The sequence below is a fragment of the Faecalibacterium sp. 9 genome, from assembly GCF_048320955.1.
Lineage (GTDB): Bacteria > Bacillota > Clostridia > Oscillospirales > Ruminococcaceae > Faecalibacterium > Faecalibacterium wellingii.
Window position 1 is genome coordinate 1,249,221 of record NZ_JBLWGB010000001.1, and the last position, 16,580, is coordinate 1,265,800.

Consider the following 16,580-nt stretch of genomic DNA (forward strand, 5'->3'; position numbering starts at 1 on the left):
AAAAGCCTATGAACAACACTACCCGTACCATCCGTTCTGAAGAAATCACCATTGATATGCGCGTCCTCACCATCATGGAGGATGGGCGAAAGAACGGCGAAATCTATCTCGCCGCCATCGCACCTAACATGGAACTTACCGTTATCACGCTGGACGAAGCCCCCGACATCCTGCCCTGTTTCGATGAAGATGATGCCTGTGTCAACATCCCTGACAGCACCCTGATGCTCTGCTACAACCCGGCGCAGGTGCTGGAACTGGGCGGCAAGCACTATCTGACCGGTCCGGTCATCCTGATGCGCATCGACATGGACGGTGACATTATTTCGCTGTCCATGGATGAACTCTACCGCTTCCAGAAGTATCTGGCAGGTCACAGCATTACCCTGATGGCTGACGATCAGAAGTTGCCCTGCATCTGCATGGAGTGAGGAAGCCTATGAAAAAATTTGATGTGGAGATCACCGAAACGCTTCAGCGCACGGTATCCGTAGAAGCTGCCTCGCAGGAGGAAGCAGAGCGGATGGTCACGGAATCATGGAACAACGATGATTATGTCCTCGATTCCAAGGACTTTATCGACGTTGACTTCAAAACCGTGGGCGAACACGAACTTTCTGAAAACAAAGAGAAGCTGGATGTTCTTCTGGTTCAGCCCGGTGCGTATCCGCAGAAAATCAGCATCGGCACCGACCTGAAGGATTTGCAGGATGCCGTCGGCGGCACGATCACAGCCACTTATCCTTTTACTGACCCGGTGGCCATCGTGTGCAACGATGAGGGCAAACTGCTCGGTCTGCCCATGAATCGCGCCCTGCGGGATGAACACGGCCAGACCTATGATGTGGTCGCAGGAAATTTTCTGGTAGTCGGTCTGGGTGAGGAAGATTTTGCCTCGCTCTCTCCAGAACTGGCGCAGAAGTATGAGCAGTTCTTCCACCAGCCTGAAACCTTCGTTAAACTGGGCAGTCATCTCGTGATTCTGCCCACCCCGGATGAAGCTGTCCAGCCCGCAGAGGAAAAATCCCACATCAAGCCCCCCGCAGAGCATGACCGTTAAAATCATCTTGTTGCACAGGAGGTGGTGACAATGCAGGAAGAAATCGAGCATAAAACGGTCAACTTTGCCATCTCGACCACAAAGCTATCTGCCCGCACCCTGCTGCATGGGATGCAGTTCCTGCTGCGGCAGTACGATAAGCACGCTTCGCAGGGCAAGCAGTCCATGAAACGGCTGGTGCGGCAGAATCGCGGTGTAACCAATGTCGAGATTCAGAAAACCGGCATCAAGGACTTTGACAAGTATGCCAAACGGTATCACATCGACTATGCCATCCAGAAAGACCTGTCCTACACCCCACCGCACTATATGATCTACTTCAAGGCTCAGGACACCGATGCGTTGAGTGCAGCCTTCAAGGAATATTCAGCGGCAGTTTTGGACAAGACCAAACGCCCCTCTGTGCTGGCAAAGCTGCACGATCTGGCGCAGACCGTTGCAAACCTGCCTGACAAGGTGCGGCACAAGCAGGAGGAGCGTGGCTTATGAGCAAAAAGAAACTTTCCAAGCTGCTGGCTCTCTACCTGCCCTATGTGATGATTGGCCTGCTGGCCACCAATCTGGGTGAAGCATGGCGGCTGGCCGTAGGCGAAGAACTGGGCGATAAAATCGTGTCGCTGATGGGAACGCTCCCGGCTGCATTTGCAAATCCGCTGCCCAGCCTGCATCCGTTTGACTTGTTCATTGGTCTGTGCTGCGGTGCCGGGATGCGGCTGGCGGTGTACCTGAAAGGCAAAAACGCTAAGAAGTACCGTCACGGCATGGAGTACGGCTCTGCCCGGTGGGGAAATGCCAAGGACATTGCCCCATTTATGGCCGAAAAATTTGAGGATAACATTATCCTCACCAAAACGGAACGGCTGATGATGTCCAACCGTCCATCCGATCCGAAAAACGCCAGAAACAAGAATGTTTTGGTAGTCGGCGGTTCTGGCAGTGGTAAAACGCGCTTCGTCCTGAAACCGAATCTGCTGCAATGCAATTCCAAAGATTTTCCGGTATCATTCGTGGTCACCGACCCGAAAGGTACAGTCGGCGTTGAATGTGGTAAGGCCCTGTTAAAGTACAGCTACAAGCTAAAATTCTTCAACACAATCAACTTTTCCAAGTCGATGCACTATAACCCCATGGCGTATATCCACAGTGAAAAGGATGTTCTGAAACTCGTGACCGCACTGATGACCAACACAAAAGGTGAGGGTCAGGGAGCCGACCCATTTTGGGACAAGGCGGAGCGGCTTTTGCTCGTTTCGCTTATCGCATATCTCCACTATGAAGCCCCGGTTGAGGAGCAAAACTTCGCAACACTGTTGGAAATGCTCAACACCATGCAGGTATCCGAGGACGATGAAACCTATCAAAATCCGGTTGACCTGCTGTTTGAGGATTTAGGCAAGAAAAAGCCCAATTCCTTTGCCGTGCGCCAGTATAAACTTTACAAGTTAGCCGCAGGTAAGACCGCCAAGAGCATCCTCATTTCCTGCGGTGCCCGCCTCTCGCCCTTTGATATTCAAGAGATCCGGGACGCCACCATGTACGATGAATTGGAGTTGGACAAACTGGGCGACCGGAAAACAGCCTTGTTCCTTATCATGAGCGATACGGACAGCACCTTCAACTTCCTGATTTCCATGATCTACACCCAGCTTTTCAACCTCTTATGCGACAAAGCTGATGATGTGTACGGCGGCAAGCTGCCTGTCCATGTGCGGTGCCTGATTGACGAATGTGCCAACATCGGGCAGATTCCACAGCTGGAAAAGCTGGTAGCCACCATCCGCAGCCGCGAGATTTCGGCTTGCTTGGTTTTGCAGACCCGCAGCCAGTTGAAAGCCATCTACAAAGATAATGCCGATACGATTGTCGGCAACATGGATTCTCAGATTTTCCTTGGCGGCAGCGAACCTACCACCTTGAAAGAATTGTCCGAAACACTCGGCAAGGAAACAATTGATGGGTTTAATACTTCCGATACGCGCGGAAACAGCCCCAGCTATGGCACCAACTATCAAAAACTTGGTCACGAACTCATGAGCCGCGATGAACTGGCTGTGCTGGATGGCGGCAAGTGCATCCTCCAACTGCGCGGTGTCAGACCTTTTCTTTCAGACAAATATGACCTGACGCAGCATCCAAACTACAAATACACATCCGATTATGACCCTAAGAACGCACTCGATATCGAGAAGTTCTTGAACCGAAAAGAAAAAATCCACCCGGATGATACCTTCATCATGGTGGATGTCGATTCACTCCCGCCCGCCTGACAAGACGAGCGGTTATTTTTTACCCATTGACCCAAAAGTACGCCAGAAAATCAACCTTCGCCGTGGCTTTCGGCTTTTTACAAACAGATTTCAGGAGTGTGCAGGGTCACTTTTTCAAAACAAAGGAGATCAAAACTATGGAATTCTTTAACAGTGCAGTGGATGTTCTGAAGACTCTGGTCGTGGCACTGGGTGCCGGTCTGGGCGTGTGGGGTGCCGTGAACCTCATGGAAGGCTACGGCGGCGATAACCCCTCTGCCAATGCTCATGTACGGTAAGGAAGCAAGCAACCGAAAACAAGAGATAGACCGCCAGCACTACACTATTCCGAACCAAAGACCAAAAGATAAGCATTGTGGGAAAATCTAAACTTTTGGATTTTCCTACAATGCCAACTACGGCGGAATCCCTCCCACTCCTTATATCTTTCTGTATACATTGAATTTGTATTTAGTAAAATGCAGACAACACCACGGATCGGCTTTTGGTTGGACAATTCCAACCAAACACCACAGCAGACAGCAGAAAACATTCTGAACGCTAGGAAGCCGGTATGATTGTTACATATAAGGGGAAGAAAAATTTCTTTTAGGTACTTGCTTTCCTAAAACTGATGTGATACAATACTGATGTGATACAATGATTTAATCCAGAAAAGGAGTAAAAAATATGCGGCAAGGTATTCTTAAATAAAACTATAATCAAATAGTGGGAACAAAGGATTATGATAGCTCCTTTTGTAGGGGCTTAGTTTTTTGTACCCAATTTAAGAATACTTTTGCCTTATCAATTTTGACATATCCCCAAAAACAGCAATCACAAACAGGTGTATGCTGTATATGTGTATGTCCGCAACTTATAATCCCCAGTGGTAAAAGTATTTTACTGCTGGGGATTTTTATGCCCTTTGGGGCTGTAAAGGGAGGACAATCACATGAAAATAATCAATATTGGAATTCTTGCCCATGTAGACGCTGGAAAGACGACCTTGACGGAGAGCCTGCTATATGCCAGCGGAGCCATTTCAGAACCGGGGAGCGTCGAAAAAGGGACAACGAGGACGGACACCATGTTTTTGGAGCGGCAGCGTGGGATTACCATTCAAGCGGCAGTCACTTCCTTCCAGTGGCACAGATGTAAAGTTAACATTGTGGATACGCCCGGCCACATGGATTTTTTGGCGGAGGTGTACCGCTCTTTGGCTGTTTTAGATGGGGCCATCTTGGTGATCTCCGCTAAAGATGGCGTGCAGGCCCAGACCCGTATTCTGTTCCATGCCCTGCGGAAAATGAACATTCCCACCGTTATCTTTATCAACAAGATCGACCAGGCTGGCGTTGATTTGCAGAGCGTGGTTCAGTCTGTTCGGGATAAGCTCTCCGCCGATATTATCATCAAGCAGACGGTGTCGCTGTCCCCGGAAATAGTCCTGGAGGAAAATACCGACATAGAAGCATGGGATGCGGTCATCGAAAATAACGATGAATTATTGGAAAAGTATATCGCAGGAGAACCAATCAGCCGGGAAAAACTTGCGCGGGAGGAACAGCAGCGGGTTCAAGACGCCTCCCTGTTCCCAGTCTATCATGGCAGCGCCAAAAATGGCCTTGGCATTCAACCGTTGATGGATGCGGTGACAGGGCTGTTCCAACCGATTGGGGAACAGGGGGGCGCCGCCCTATGCGGCAGCGTTTTCAAGGTTGAGTACACCGATTGCGGCCAGCGGCGTGTCTATCTACGGTTATACAGCGGAACGCTGCGCCTGCGGGATACGGTGGCCCTGGCCGGGAGAGAAAAGCTGAAAATCACAGAGATGCGTATTCCATCCAAAGGGGAAATTGTTCGGACAGACACCGCTTATCAGGGTGAAATTGTTATCCTTCCCAGCGACAGCGTGAGGTTAAACGATGTATTAGGGGACCAAACCCGGCTCCCTCGTAAAAGGTGGCGCGAGGACCCCCTCCCCATGCTGCGGACGACGATTGCGCCGAAAACGGCAGCGCAAAGAGAACGGCTGCTGGACGCTCTTACGCAACTTGCGGATACTGACCCGCTTTTGCGTTGCGAAGTGGATTCCATCACCCATGAGATCATTCTTTCTTTTTTGGGCCGGGTGCAGTTGGAGGTTGTTTCCGCTTTGCTGTCGGAAAAATACAAGCTTGAAACAGTGGTAAAGGAACCCACCGTCATTTATATGGAGCGGCCGCTCAAAGCAGCCAGCCACACCATCCATATCGAGGTGCCGCCCAACCCGTTTTGGGCATCCATCGGACTGTCTGTTACACCACTCCCGCTTGGCTCCGGTGTACAATACGAGAGCCGGGTTTCGCTGGGATACTTGAACCAGAGTTTTCAAAACGCTGTCAGGGATGGTATCCGTTACGGGCTGGAGCAGGGCTTGTTCGGCTGGAACGTAACGGACTGTAAGATTTGCTTTGAATACGGGCTTTATTACAGTCCGGTCAGCACGCCGGCGGACTTCCGCTCATTGGCCCCGATTGTATTGGAACAGGCATTGAAGGAATCAGGGACGCAACTGCTGGAACCTTATCTCTCCTTCACCCTCTATGCGCCCCGGGAATATCTTTCCAGGGCTTATCATGATGCACCGAAATACTGTGCCACCATCGAAACGGCCCAGGTAAAAAAGGATGAAGTTGTCTTTACTGGCGAGATTCCCGCCCGCTGTATACAGGCATACCGTACTGATCTGGCCTTTTACACCAACGGGCGGAGCGTATGCCTTACAGAGCTGAAAGGATATCAGGCCGCTGTCGGTCAGCCGGTCATCCAGCCCCGCCGTCCAAACAGCCGCCTGGACAAGGTGCGCCATATGTTTCAGAAGGTAATGTAAAGATACATAATCGTCAAGACGGCAACAATCAGAAGTTATGGAGGGTAACAATGGAATATAGTAAGGAAGATTTAATGGAAGCAAAAAAGCAAATTTGGGGAGTGGGAGAGAACATGGGAACAGAGGAAAGTAAAAAAATCTGGGAGGAGAACGCACAATTTTGGGATAATGCAATGGGTGACGAATCTAATGAATTTCACAGAGAGGTAGTGCGCCCCAAAGTAACGGAACTTCTATCTCCTAATCCTGCGGATTACATTTTGGATATTGCGTGTGGCAATGGAAATTATTCTTCGTATCTTGCACAAAGAGGTGCTTCGGTTGTCGCTTTTGATTACAGCAAAAAAATGATAGAATTGGCTAAAAGACGGCAATCACAATATGCAAAACAAATTGAATTTTGTGTGGCGGATGCGACCGATAGAAAAAGTATATTAGAATTAAAAAGAAATCGAGCCTTTACGAAAGCAGTTTCTAATATGGCAATTATGGATATTACGGACATTGAACCACTTCTTATGGCTGTTTATGAACTGTTGCAGGAAAGCGGAATTTTTGTCTTTGCAACGCAACACCCTTGTTTTGTCACGTTGACTGAAAAATATATGACACCGCACAGTTACTATGATATAGCGATTGAAGGGCAACCGAAAGAGCAGATTTATTATCATCGTTCCATACAAGATATTTTTAACCTTTGTTTTAGAGCTGGATTTGTCATTGATGGATTTTATGAAGAATGTTTCAAAACCAACAAAGAAATTCCTATGGTAATGATAGTAAGGCTTAAGAAGGTAAAACGTGATAGCTTAAAATAAATTCAAGTTTGTCGGGTAAATAGCAAACCCAGCCGAGCCAGTCAACGATAAAATGAACGCCGCTTCGCGCCGTCGTTGACAGCCCCGCCCGTCTTTGCTGGTAGGCAATCAAGGGGCGACAGCAAGGAGTACTGCCGCCCCGCACTATTATTCAGAGAGGGGGAATTTCCATGACCGACCAGATAGCCTATCAAGAATATATCCAGCGCAGGTACAACGCCTTTTGCAAGACTGTTATCCGCTGTGCCGCCTTGGACAAGATTTTGAAGCTTAAACGGCAATGGGAACGGCAAGTTTCCCTTGACTATCTGATGAACGAGAAGTTTGTCCAGTTTGCCGCGTCGGAGCCGGACGAGGAATACCCATTTACCGTCTGCGGTCAGACCGTCCTGCTCTGCAACGCCGCCCTTGCCGACGCGATCTCTGTTTTGCCGGAGCAGACGCGGGAAGAAATCCTGCGCTATTACTTTCTGCGCCAGCCGCAGCGCGTGATCGGCGCGTGTATTGGCCGGTCACGCAGCACAGCGGGGCGGCATATCCAGCTTGCCTTGCAGCGGCTACGCGAAGAAATGGGGGTGAGCCGGTATGAGTAGACTTCTCCCCTATGAAACAATCCTCAAAGCCCGTGAGGGCGACCCAGAAGCCGTGAACGCTGTCCTGCTCCACTACGCCGGATATATCCGCTATTTCTCAAAAGTGAACGGGCAGGTCAACGCCGAGGTGGAGGACTATGTAAAGCAGCGGTTAATTGACTGTCAATTCAAGTTCCGGCTTGACGAACCACCGGACAAGTCATAAAAACTGAATACCAGCCGCCACCGACGCGGCCAGCGAAAGCAGTAAGTCTTGAAAAAGATTTACTGCTTTTTTTGTTGTCCGGCTCCGCTCCCGGCCATTTTGCCCCCTGCCGGTTGTAGTAGTAAGCGAGGAGGGAATTTTTCTGCCCTGGTGTTTGGCATTTGGAGCATTTACCCGTAGTAGAGGGCAAAGAGAAAGGATTTCTCCAACACCGGGTAGAAACCACTGCGTCCGGTGTCATTTTAGCGAAAGCGGGCAGGAATGCCCTTTACAGGATTAGTAGTAGCAGAAAAAGAGAAACAAACTTTTGTGGTTGCAGTTTTCCAAAAAAGTGGCGGACGGAAGTGAGAGAAAGTTTGCAGTCACGGAGAGCAAGTTTCTACCACGGTGCCAAAATCCGCAATTCTGCAGTTTTGCCCCTCGCGGGAAACTTGTTGGGGAGTGCCTTCCCCAAACCCTGCTCATGCGCCCTTACGGGCGAGAAAGGAGGTCACACCATGCGAAAGAAATACAACACGCCCCACCGCAGCCGCGTTGTGAAAACCCGGCTGTCCGAAGATGAGTATGCCGACTTCACAGCGCGGCTTGCGCCCTATGGTATCAGCCAGTCCGAATTTCTCCGGCAGGCGATACGGCGGGCGACCATACGCCCGGTTGTCCATGTGTCGTCGGTCAATGACGAGTTGCTTTCCGCTGTCGGGAAGCTGACAGCCGAGTACGGCAGGATCGGCGGCAACCTCAATCAGATTGCCCGGTATCTGAACGAATACGGCGTACCCTACAACACCCTTTCCGGCGAGGTACGCGCCGCCATATCCGACCTTGCCGTCCTCAAGTATGAAGTCCTCAAGAAAGTAGGTGACGCGGTTGGCAACACTCAAGCATATCAACTCTAAAAACGCCGACTACGGAGCCGCCGAGCAATATCTTCTCTTTGAGCATGACGAGTTTACCATGAAGCCCGTCCTTGATGAAACCGGCAGGCTTATCCCCCGCGAGGACTACCGGCTGTCCACGCTGAACTGCGACGGGGAGGATTTTGCCGTTGCGTGTATGCGGGCCAATCTCCGCTATCAGAAAAACCAGCGGCGGGAAGATGTGAAAAGCCACCACTACATCATCAGCTTTGACCCGCGGGACGGGCCGGACAACGGCCTGACCGTAGACCGGGCGCAGGCGTTGGGGGAACAATTCTGTAAAGAGCATTTTCCCGGCCACCAGGCCCTTGTCTGCACCCACCCGGACGGGCATAACCACAGCGGCAACATTCATGTGCATATCGTCATAAACAGCCTGCGGATTGAGGAAGTGCCGTTCCTGCCCTACATGGACAGGCCGGCCGATACGAAAGTCGGCTGCAAGCACCGATGTACCGACGCTGCCCTGCGCTACTTCAAATCCGAAGTCATGGAGATGTGCCACCGGGAGGGGCTTTATCAAATCGACCTCTTGAACGGCAGCAAGAACCGCGTCACCGACCGGGAGTATTGGGCGCAGAAAAAGGGACAGGCCGCGCTGGACAAGCAGAACGCCCCCATGATTGCCGATAGTATCACGCCCCGGCAGACCAAGTTTGAAACGAACAAGGAGAAGCTGCGGCAGACCCTACGGAAAGCCCTTGCCACCGCCGCCAGCTTTGACGAGTTTTCCTCTCTGTTGCTGCAGGAGGGTGTGACCGTCAAGGAGAGCCGGGGGCGGCTTTCCTACCTCACGCCGGACAGGACAAAGCCAATTACCGCCCGGAAGCTGGGCGACGATTTTGACCGCGCCGCTGTCTTTGCCGTTTTAGAGCAAAACGCCGCCAGAGCAGCCGAAGCGCCAGCCAGATCCCCCGATCCCCCACGCACCATAAAAGACCGCTTGCAGGTTGCCAGAGCCGAGATAGCCGCCCCGAAACAGGACGGAGTGCAGCGGCTTGTGGACATTGAGCAGAAAATGGCCGAGGGCAAAGGCCGGGGCTATGAACGCTGGGCGAAGATACACAATCTGAAGCAGGCCGCCAAAACGCTGTCCGTCTACCAGCAATACGGCTTTACTTCCCCGGAGCAGTTAGAAGCCGCCGTTGACACCGCCTATCAGAAAATGCGCCAGACCAGCGGCGAACTGAAAGCACTGGAAACGAAGCTGCAAGGGAAAAAGAAGTTGCAGCGGCAGGTGTTGGCCTACGCCCAGACCAAGGCCGCCCGCGACGGGCTGCGGGCACAGAAATCCGAGAAAGCCCGCGCCGCATACCGGCAGGCCCATGAGAGCGATTTTATCATAGCCGACGCAGCAGCCCGGTATTTCAAGGCGCATGGCATTACCAAGCTGCCCGCCCGGAAAGCGTTGCAGGCCGAGATCGAGCAGCTTATCTCCGAGAAAGACGGCCTGTATAACACCTATCACGAACAGAAACAGCGGTTCAAGGAGTTGCAGACCGTCAAGCGGAACATCGACCAGATTTTGCGCCGGGACGAGCCGCACCGCAGAAAGGAGCAGAGCCATGAGCGATAACCTGCCCCACATGGACTACCGCCAGCACCGGCGGGCGCGGCGGCTGGTACATGAGTGCTGTAACTACGATGAGGGGAACTGCCTGCTATTGGACGACGGGGAGCCTTGCGTGTGCGTCCAGAGCATTTCCTTTTCCCTCATGTGCCACTGGTTCCGTGTGGCTGTCCTGCCCCTTGACGGGGAGCTGGCCGCAGCCCTCTTGTGCCGGGGAAGCCGGAAACGGTGTGCCGTCTGCGGGGCGGCCTTTGTCCCCAAATCCAACCGGGGAAAATACTGCCCCGACTGCGCCGGGCGCATGAAGAAAATCAAAGCCGCCGAGAGAAAGCGGAAACAAAGGCAGAGATGTCACGCTTTAGAGCCTTTCAAACCCGCATAAATCAAGGCTTTTTTCGTGGGTGTCAAAGGGTACGCGATACATTTATCCTTTTCCCCCGGAAACGGCGTTTTAATGCGTGACAATACGCCAAAATCAACCCGAACACAGGGAGGTGATCCTATCGCTGATTATATCAGGGCAGACACGCGGCTGCCCGCCTATCTGCCGTATCCCCGTTTCCTGCTGAAAATGGAGATTTCACAGACCGCCAAGCTGCTGTATTCGCTGCTGTTAGACCGTTCCACCCTCTCCCAGAAAAACAAGTGGCTGGACGACGAGGGCAGGATTTATATTATCTATCCCATCGCGGAGATAGCAGAAATACTGGATAAAGGCAGCACCACCATCAAGGGGGCGCTTAATGAACTGGACACGGCGGGGCTGTTGGAACGGGAACGGGGCGGCTTCTCCGCACCGAACCGGCTTTATGTCAAAGTACCGCCAGTGCCACAGGTACAGTTTTCAGACCAACTGATGGCCGGAAGTCCGCCCCTCATAGAGCCGGAAAACCGTCCTACTGATGGTCAGAAAACCGACCTTATGATGGTCGGAAAACCGTCCCCTAACCAAACTACTATAAACAACCTTACAGAGAGCCAAACAAAGGGAGTGAGTGGGGGGCCGTCCGCGCCCTATGGCCGATATGGAAATATTTTTCTGTCACAGACCGAATACGACGAGTTGCAGGCAGAGTACCCTGACAGGCTGGAACGGTTCATCGAGGAAATGAGCCGCTACCTTGCCGCCAACGGGAAAAGCTACCAGAACTATGCCGCCGCCCTGCGGATATGGGCGGGGAACGACAAAAAGGAAGCCCCTAAAAAGGGCATACCAGACTACTCATGCAAGGAGGGCGAGAGTTTATGAAGAATGAAATCAACGCGGTTTTGGAGAATATGACGACCACCATCCCGGAGCCGGAGGACTACACCGGCGAGGACGGTTTACTGTACTGCGGCAAGTGCCGCAAGCCGAAAGAAGCCTATTTTGCGCCGGATAAGGCCGCTATCTTCGGGCGCGACCGCCACCCGGCAGAGTGCGACTGCCAGAGAACCGCCCGCGAGGAACGGGAAGCCGCCGAAAAGCGGCGCAGACACCTTGACACCGTGGAAGAACTGAAACGCCGGGGCTTTACCGACCCCACCATGCGGGACTGGACTTTCGAGAACGACAACGGCAGGAACCCGCAGACCGGGCTTGCCCGCCGGTATGTGGAGCATTGGGAAGATATGCGGACAGACAATATCGGCTGCCTGTTCTGGGGCGGCGTAGGCACCGGCAAAAGCTACCTTGCAGGCTGTATCGCAAACGCCCTCATGGAGAAAGAAATCCCCGTCCGCATGACGAACTTTGCTCTTATCCTCAATGACCTTGCCGCCAGCTTTGAGGGGCGCAACGAGTACATTTCCCGCCTTTGTCGTTATCCGCTGCTGATCCTTGACGACTTCGGCATGGAACGCGGGACGGAATACGGGCTGGAACAGGTGTTCAATGTGATTGACAGCCGTTACCGCAGCGGCAAGCCGCTGATCGTCACGACCAACCTTACGCTGGACGACCTGCACAACCCGGAGGACACCGCCCATTCCCGGATTTATGACCGCCTGCTTTCCATGTGCGTCCCGGTACGCTTTACCGGCGACAACTTCCGGCAGGAAACCGCCAAGCGGAAAATGGAGAGCATGAAGAAACTGATTACCGACTGAAAGGAGTATTGCCTATGGCAGATAACAAGCAGCACGACACCCGCACCACCCGCCGCCCTGACTGTGTGACGGAAATCCGCATGGGCAATTCCGTCCTTGTCGTGTCCGGCTATTTCAAGAAAGACACCACAACCACAGCCGCCGACAAAATGGCGCGGGTACTGGAAGCGGAAGCCGCTGCTACACAGGAGCCGACTTATCCGGCGTGAACCGGGGCATGGAAAAGCGGCCATGCCAGGGAGCATGACCGCTGGAACGAAAATCGGAAGTGCTTTAGCAATTCTTAATCTCATTCTCTATAAAATAATTTGCAATTTCAAAGGCTTTTATTCTTCTCTTTGCCAATGTGATTTGTGATTTATAACGCTCGGAATTATCCTTTGATTCAAATGTTTTTACTGTTTCTCTTAGCTTGTGCAGAGTTGAATCAATTTGCCTTTTGGCCGCGGTTAATTCATCTATTGTATACTTCATGTTTTCTCCTTTAACTTCTGATTTTTTTGTTAAATCAGAGTATACCACGGAGTTATGAACTTTTCTACTGCAAATATGGGACGACAACCCATACCATAAAAATCGGAAAATTGAAAAGCTGTAAAGAAGCAAATTTAACGCTTTTGCCGCTGTACAGCCCCCGCCGTTCCGTGGTACAATGAAACCACGGAATAGTGGGGCTGGCTGTCGGAAACGGAGGATTTTATGTTAAGACAAGCCACCCAAAACCTCATTACCGCCCTTTATCCGAGATTGTCCCACGAGGATGAATTGCAAGGCGAGAGTAATTCCATATCGAACCAAAAAAGGATACTCGAAACCTACGCAAAACAGAACGGCTTTACCAATCTGCGCTGGTACACCGACGACGGTTTTTCCGGCGCGAACTTCCAGCGGCCCGGATTTCAAGCCATGCTTGCGGACATTGAAGCCGGGAAAGTGGGTACGGTCATCGTCAAGGACATGAGCCGGTTAGGGCGAAACTACTTGCAGGTAGGGTTTTACACGGAAATGCTGTTCCCTCAAAAGGGTGTGCGTTTTATCGCTGTCAACGATAATGTGGACAGTGCCAGCGAGGGCATGGACAACGATTTTACCCCGCTGCGAAATCTGTTCAATGAATGGCTGGTGAGAGATACGAGCAAGAAAATCAAGGCAGTGAAAAAGTCAAAAGGCATGAGCGGCAAGCCTGTTACCAGCAAGCCGGTTTACGGCTATGTGATGGACGAGGACGAGAATTTTATTATAGACGAGGAGGCCGCCCCGGTGGTGCAGCAGATTTACCAGCTTTGCCTTGCCGGGAACGGCCCGACCAAGATTGCCCGTATGCTGACGGAGCAGCAAATCCCCACGCCGGGGACGCTGGAATATCAGCGGACAGGCAGCACCCGCCGTTATCACCCAGGCTATGAGTGCAAATGGGCGACCAACACCGTCGTTCATATCCTCGAAAACCGAGAGTACACCGGATGTCTGGTGAACTTCAAAACGGAAAAGCCTTCTTATAAGGTCAAGCACAGCATAGAGAACCCCGTCGAGAAGCAGGCCATTTTCGAGAACCACCATGAGCCGATCATCGACAAGGAAACATGGGAACGGGTGCAGGAGTTACGCAAACAGCGCAAACGCCCGAACCGCTACGATGAAGTGGGGCTGTTCTCCGGGATTTTGTTCTGCGCCGACTGCGGCCATGTGCTGTATCAGCAGCGGTATCAGAACAAAGACCGCAAACAGGACTGCTACATCTGCGGCAGCTACAAGAAGCGCACCCGCAACTGTACGGCGCACTTTATCCGCACCGATCTGTTGACCGCTGGTGTCCTGGCAAATCTCCGGCAAGTGACCGAATACGCAGCCAAGCATGAGAGCCGGTTTATGAAACTCTTGATTGAGCAGAACGAGGACGGGGGCAAACGCAGGAACGCCGCCAAGAAAAAGGAACTGGAAGCCTCCGAGAAACGCATAGCCGAGTTATCCGCTATCTTCAAGCGGCTGTATGAGGACAGCGTGACCGGGCGCATATCAGACGAGCGTTTCACAGAGCTGTCGGCAGACTATGAAGCAGAGCAACGGGAGCTGAAAGAAAGAGCCGCTGCTATTCAAGCGGAGCTTTCCAAAGCACAGGAAGCCACCGTGAACGCAGAAAAGTTTATGAATGTTGTCCGGCGGCATACCAGCTTTGAAGAACTTACCCCTACTCTGTTGCGGGAGTTTGTAGAGAAAATCGTTGTGCATGAGTGCAGCTATGACGAGAACAAGACCCGTAGGCAGGACATTGAGATTTATTATTCTTTTGTTGGCAAGGTGGACTTGCCCGAATAACCGCCCGACCTGTCCGACACAAGAGCTAAGTGCCGGATAGGAACGGCAAAATTTTTTACACTTCTATTACTTCTTTATCACACATCAGTAAAGAGTCAGGGTATGAAGCAGTTCATGGCTAATTAAAGGGAACAAAAAAGAAAGGAAAACCAATCCAGACGGTATCAGCGGCAGGATACAAGAATAAATTGTGATTTCACAAGATTGGTGCTATAATAAGAGAAAAGTTCCTGCCGGGGCAGCCGCCCCGGTGGTATGGATAGAAAGGCAGGAAAACAATATGCACATCAGCTATAAACCACTCTGGCACACACTGTTAGAGCGTGATATGAGGAAAGAGGATTTAAGGCTTGCCGCTGGTATGACAACGAATATGATTGCCAACATGAGCAAAGAGGGAAAGCACATCAGCATGGACACATTAGCCCGTATCTGTGAAACGCTGAATTGTGAGATTACCGATGTGATTGAGTTAGTACCAGACGAGCCTGCTTCCACAGGAGGTAAGGAACATGAGAGAATTGAAACCAAGAATAACGGAAAACGGAATTGATTATATCCTTGTCGGAGATTACTACATCCCGGACTTGAAACTGCCGGAGGAACACCGCCCTATCGGAAAGTACGGACGGATGCACCGGGAATATTTAAGGGAAGTCCACCCAGCCAGATTGAATACATTGATACTGACCGGAGAATTGTGGACATATCTTGCAGACCTGAACGAACAGGCACAGGAACGGTTAGACACTATCATGGAGCAGATGAAAGCCACCGAGGGCGTGACAGAGGAATTGAAGCGAACTCAACAAATGGAATGGGTGCAGCGTTGTAATAACATTCACAACCGGGCAGAAGAAATTGTTTTGCATGATATAATTTATTCATACGGGAGTAATTAAATCGGAGGTATATAAGATGATTGAAATTGTATTTGGTGAAAGTGCCTGTGGAAGTTTGAAAATTGCCCAAACTTACGGTAAGGGAAAGTATAGAGGAAGTGCAGTTTCGGTCTTTATGAGGCACGAAGATGGGAGTGTTCCATCTTCAGATGAAATGAAAGAAGCACAAATTCAAGCACAGGAACAAGAACATATTGCTTGGGAGAATGCTATTCCATTGGGAGGCAAGAGCAGTGATGTTTATTGTTTTGATATGGCTCTTAGTGTGGGAGATATTTCTGATAATGGAATTGGCGAACAGCGGAAAAATGTTCTCAAGAAAATGCTGTCTGTCTGGTTTGTAGAGGATTTAGACTATCAGGTTGAAGAAAAAATACAGAAAATTAAAACTACATTGTCTTCGGTTATTGAACGATATGTAGCTGGGGAAGAAGTTCGTATTTGGTATAGCTATAATCCGGATGAATTTTGCGGTATGTACTGGCTTATGAAACAACTTCGACCATTAAACTGTCAGACAACAATTTATTTGGTTAAGTTACCTGCCTGGGAATATGGAAAAGAAAATACTATGACATCCAAAATAGCATGGGGTGAGGTTTCTCCTGGCGAATGGGGAAAATATATAACTCTACAAGAAAAAGCTAAGCCTGTATTTCTTTCAGCTTGTGCTATGAAATGGAATCAACTTCAAAATGAAAATGCACCTTTGCGTGCAATGCTAAATGGTAAATTGCAAAGTGTTTCAGAAGATATATATGATAGTTTCATTCTTCGTGAAATTGCGGAACAGCCAGAGCAATTCAAAATGGCTATTGTTATAGGTAATGTTTTAGGAAAATATCAACTTGGAATTAGTGATGTATGGATTTCTAATCGCATTGATAAAATGCTTGAAGATGGTGTGTTGGAAATTATACAGGACGCACCAAAGGGAGAAACAAATTATCGCCGGATATTAAGAAAACGAATGAAATAATAACCACAGCA

20 protein-coding genes are annotated in these 16,580 nt (G+C 50.7%); 19 read left to right on the plus strand and 1 reads right to left on the minus strand.

Annotated features, from left to right (window positions below; translation table 11 throughout):
- Positions 1-8: 8 nt before the first annotated feature.
- The 15 genes from ACKXF9_RS05935 (at position 9) to ACKXF9_RS06005 (ending at position 12,581) form a co-directional block, all read left to right on the plus strand.
- Positions 9-431 carry a hypothetical protein gene (locus ACKXF9_RS05935; RefSeq protein ID WP_120020531.1) on the plus strand — a complete coding sequence of 141 codons (423 nt, stop codon included), beginning with the start codon at positions 9-11 and terminating at the stop codon, positions 429-431.
- Between the two features lie 8 nt (positions 432-439).
- On the plus strand, positions 440-1,060 hold the full coding sequence (locus tag ACKXF9_RS05940; RefSeq protein WP_120020532.1) for a DUF3846 domain-containing protein: 621 nt from the start codon (positions 440-442) through the stop codon (positions 1,058-1,060).
- A gap of 30 nt (positions 1,061-1,090) precedes the next feature.
- Positions 1,091-1,549, plus strand: a complete 459-nt coding sequence (locus tag ACKXF9_RS05945; RefSeq protein ID WP_349186215.1) for a PcfB family protein — start codon at positions 1,091-1,093, stop codon at positions 1,547-1,549.
- Positions 1,546-3,327 (plus strand): VirD4-like conjugal transfer protein, CD1115 family, encoded by a 1,782-nt coding sequence (locus tag ACKXF9_RS05950; protein ID WP_349186214.1) that lies wholly within the window; start codon positions 1,546-1,548, stop codon positions 3,325-3,327. Before ACKXF9_RS05945 ends, ACKXF9_RS05950 begins: the two co-directional genes overlap by 4 nt.
- A 137-nt stretch (positions 3,328-3,464) precedes the next feature.
- Positions 3,465-3,605, plus strand: coding sequence for a Maff2 family mobile element protein (locus tag ACKXF9_RS05955; protein WP_005924798.1), 141 nt, complete (start codon positions 3,465-3,467; stop codon positions 3,603-3,605).
- 656 nt (positions 3,606-4,261) lie between these two features.
- Entirely contained in the window at positions 4,262-6,181 is a 1,920-nt protein-coding gene (tet(W), locus tag ACKXF9_RS05960; protein WP_418265575.1) for a tetracycline resistance ribosomal protection protein Tet(W), read from the plus strand.
- Positions 6,182-6,231: 50 nt separating this feature from the next.
- Complete coding sequence (locus ACKXF9_RS05965; RefSeq protein WP_002586626.1) at positions 6,232-6,999, plus strand: class I SAM-dependent methyltransferase; 768 nt, start codon at positions 6,232-6,234, stop codon at positions 6,997-6,999.
- 170 nt (positions 7,000-7,169) lie between these two features.
- Positions 7,170-7,592, plus strand: coding sequence for a sigma-70 family RNA polymerase sigma factor (locus ACKXF9_RS05970; RefSeq protein WP_002586616.1), 423 nt, complete (start codon positions 7,170-7,172; stop codon positions 7,590-7,592).
- Positions 7,585-7,797, plus strand: coding sequence for a helix-turn-helix domain-containing protein (locus ACKXF9_RS05975; protein WP_002586615.1), 213 nt, complete (start codon positions 7,585-7,587; stop codon positions 7,795-7,797). Before ACKXF9_RS05970 ends, ACKXF9_RS05975 begins: the two co-directional genes overlap by 8 nt.
- A gap of 497 nt (positions 7,798-8,294) precedes the next feature.
- Positions 8,295-8,693, plus strand: coding sequence for a plasmid mobilization protein (locus ACKXF9_RS05980; protein WP_002596229.1), 399 nt, complete (start codon positions 8,295-8,297; stop codon positions 8,691-8,693).
- Positions 8,665-10,290 (plus strand): relaxase/mobilization nuclease domain-containing protein, encoded by a 1,626-nt coding sequence (locus ACKXF9_RS05985; protein ID WP_002596230.1) that lies wholly within the window; start codon positions 8,665-8,667, stop codon positions 10,288-10,290. The genes ACKXF9_RS05980 and ACKXF9_RS05985 overlap by 29 nt, the downstream gene beginning before the upstream one ends.
- Complete coding sequence (locus tag ACKXF9_RS05990) at positions 10,280-10,666, plus strand: cysteine-rich VLP domain-containing protein (RefSeq protein ID WP_002596231.1); 387 nt, start codon at positions 10,280-10,282, stop codon at positions 10,664-10,666. Before ACKXF9_RS05985 ends, ACKXF9_RS05990 begins: the two co-directional genes overlap by 11 nt.
- 72 nt (positions 10,667-10,738) lie before the next feature.
- Positions 10,739-11,533, plus strand: coding sequence for a replication initiator protein A (locus ACKXF9_RS05995; RefSeq protein ID WP_006356266.1), 795 nt, complete (start codon positions 10,739-10,741; stop codon positions 11,531-11,533).
- Complete coding sequence (locus ACKXF9_RS06000; RefSeq protein ID WP_002596233.1) at positions 11,530-12,372, plus strand: ATP-binding protein; 843 nt, start codon at positions 11,530-11,532, stop codon at positions 12,370-12,372. The genes ACKXF9_RS05995 and ACKXF9_RS06000 overlap by 4 nt, the downstream gene beginning before the upstream one ends.
- A 14-nt stretch (positions 12,373-12,386) precedes the next feature.
- Positions 12,387-12,581 (plus strand): transposon-encoded TnpW family protein, encoded by a 195-nt coding sequence (locus ACKXF9_RS06005; RefSeq protein ID WP_002596234.1) that lies wholly within the window; start codon positions 12,387-12,389, stop codon positions 12,579-12,581.
- Positions 12,582-12,645: 64 nt separating this feature from the next.
- Here ACKXF9_RS06005 and ACKXF9_RS06010 read toward each other — a convergent pair whose 3' ends face one another.
- Positions 12,646-12,846 carry a hypothetical protein gene (locus ACKXF9_RS06010; RefSeq protein WP_002596235.1) on the minus strand — a complete coding sequence of 67 codons (201 nt, stop codon included), beginning with the start codon at positions 12,844-12,846 and terminating at the stop codon, positions 12,646-12,648.
- 225 nt (positions 12,847-13,071) lie between these two features.
- Here ACKXF9_RS06010 and ACKXF9_RS06015 point away from each other — a divergent pair, with 225 nt between their 5' ends.
- The 4 genes from ACKXF9_RS06015 (at position 13,072) to ACKXF9_RS06030 (ending at position 16,569) form a co-directional block, all read left to right on the plus strand.
- A complete protein-coding gene (locus ACKXF9_RS06015; RefSeq protein WP_418265576.1) occupies positions 13,072-14,688 on the plus strand; it encodes a recombinase family protein in 1,617 nt (538 codons plus the stop codon).
- Between the two features lie 190 nt (positions 14,689-14,878).
- Positions 14,879-15,241 carry a helix-turn-helix domain-containing protein gene (locus ACKXF9_RS06020; protein WP_022742028.1) on the plus strand — a complete coding sequence of 121 codons (363 nt, stop codon included), beginning with the start codon at positions 14,879-14,881 and terminating at the stop codon, positions 15,239-15,241.
- A complete protein-coding gene (locus ACKXF9_RS06025) occupies positions 15,201-15,590 on the plus strand; it encodes a TnpV protein (protein ID WP_009296082.1) in 390 nt (129 codons plus the stop codon). The genes ACKXF9_RS06020 and ACKXF9_RS06025 overlap by 41 nt, the downstream gene beginning before the upstream one ends.
- 16 nt (positions 15,591-15,606) lie before the next feature.
- On the plus strand, positions 15,607-16,569 hold the full coding sequence (locus ACKXF9_RS06030; protein WP_118524769.1) for a DUF3658 domain-containing protein: 963 nt from the start codon (positions 15,607-15,609) through the stop codon (positions 16,567-16,569).
- The last annotated feature ends 11 nt before the right edge of the window (positions 16,570-16,580 follow it).

Coding starts and splice junctions, on each gene's coding strand:
- ACKXF9_RS05995 (WP_006356266.1), top strand. CDS start 10,739: ATGCGTGACAATACGCCAAAATCAACCCGAACACAGGGAGGTGATCCT.
- ACKXF9_RS05965 (WP_002586626.1), top strand. CDS start 6,232: ATGGAATATAGTAAGGAAGATTTAATGGAAGCAAAAAAGCAAATTTGG.
- ACKXF9_RS06025 (WP_009296082.1), top strand. CDS start 15,201: ATGAGAGAATTGAAACCAAGAATAACGGAAAACGGAATTGATTATATC.
- ACKXF9_RS06030 (WP_118524769.1), top strand. CDS start 15,607: ATGATTGAAATTGTATTTGGTGAAAGTGCCTGTGGAAGTTTGAAAATT.
- ACKXF9_RS06005 (WP_002596234.1), top strand. CDS start 12,387: ATGGCAGATAACAAGCAGCACGACACCCGCACCACCCGCCGCCCTGAC.
- ACKXF9_RS05970 (WP_002586616.1), top strand. CDS start 7,170: ATGACCGACCAGATAGCCTATCAAGAATATATCCAGCGCAGGTACAAC.
- ACKXF9_RS06015 (WP_418265576.1), top strand. CDS start 13,072: ATGTTAAGACAAGCCACCCAAAACCTCATTACCGCCCTTTATCCGAGA.
- ACKXF9_RS05975 (WP_002586615.1), top strand. CDS start 7,585: ATGAGTAGACTTCTCCCCTATGAAACAATCCTCAAAGCCCGTGAGGGC.
- ACKXF9_RS05935 (WP_120020531.1), top strand. CDS start 9: ATGAACAACACTACCCGTACCATCCGTTCTGAAGAAATCACCATTGAT.
- ACKXF9_RS05955 (WP_005924798.1), top strand. CDS start 3,465: ATGGAATTCTTTAACAGTGCAGTGGATGTTCTGAAGACTCTGGTCGTG.
- ACKXF9_RS05950 (WP_349186214.1), top strand. CDS start 1,546: ATGAGCAAAAAGAAACTTTCCAAGCTGCTGGCTCTCTACCTGCCCTAT.
- ACKXF9_RS05940 (WP_120020532.1), top strand. CDS start 440: ATGAAAAAATTTGATGTGGAGATCACCGAAACGCTTCAGCGCACGGTA.
- ACKXF9_RS05980 (WP_002596229.1), top strand. CDS start 8,295: ATGCGAAAGAAATACAACACGCCCCACCGCAGCCGCGTTGTGAAAACC.
- ACKXF9_RS05945 (WP_349186215.1), top strand. CDS start 1,091: ATGCAGGAAGAAATCGAGCATAAAACGGTCAACTTTGCCATCTCGACC.
- ACKXF9_RS05990 (WP_002596231.1), top strand. CDS start 10,280: ATGAGCGATAACCTGCCCCACATGGACTACCGCCAGCACCGGCGGGCG.
- ACKXF9_RS06000 (WP_002596233.1), top strand. CDS start 11,530: ATGAAGAATGAAATCAACGCGGTTTTGGAGAATATGACGACCACCATC.
- ACKXF9_RS06010 (WP_002596235.1), bottom strand. CDS start 12,846: ATGAAGTATACAATAGATGAATTAACCGCGGCCAAAAGGCAAATTGAT.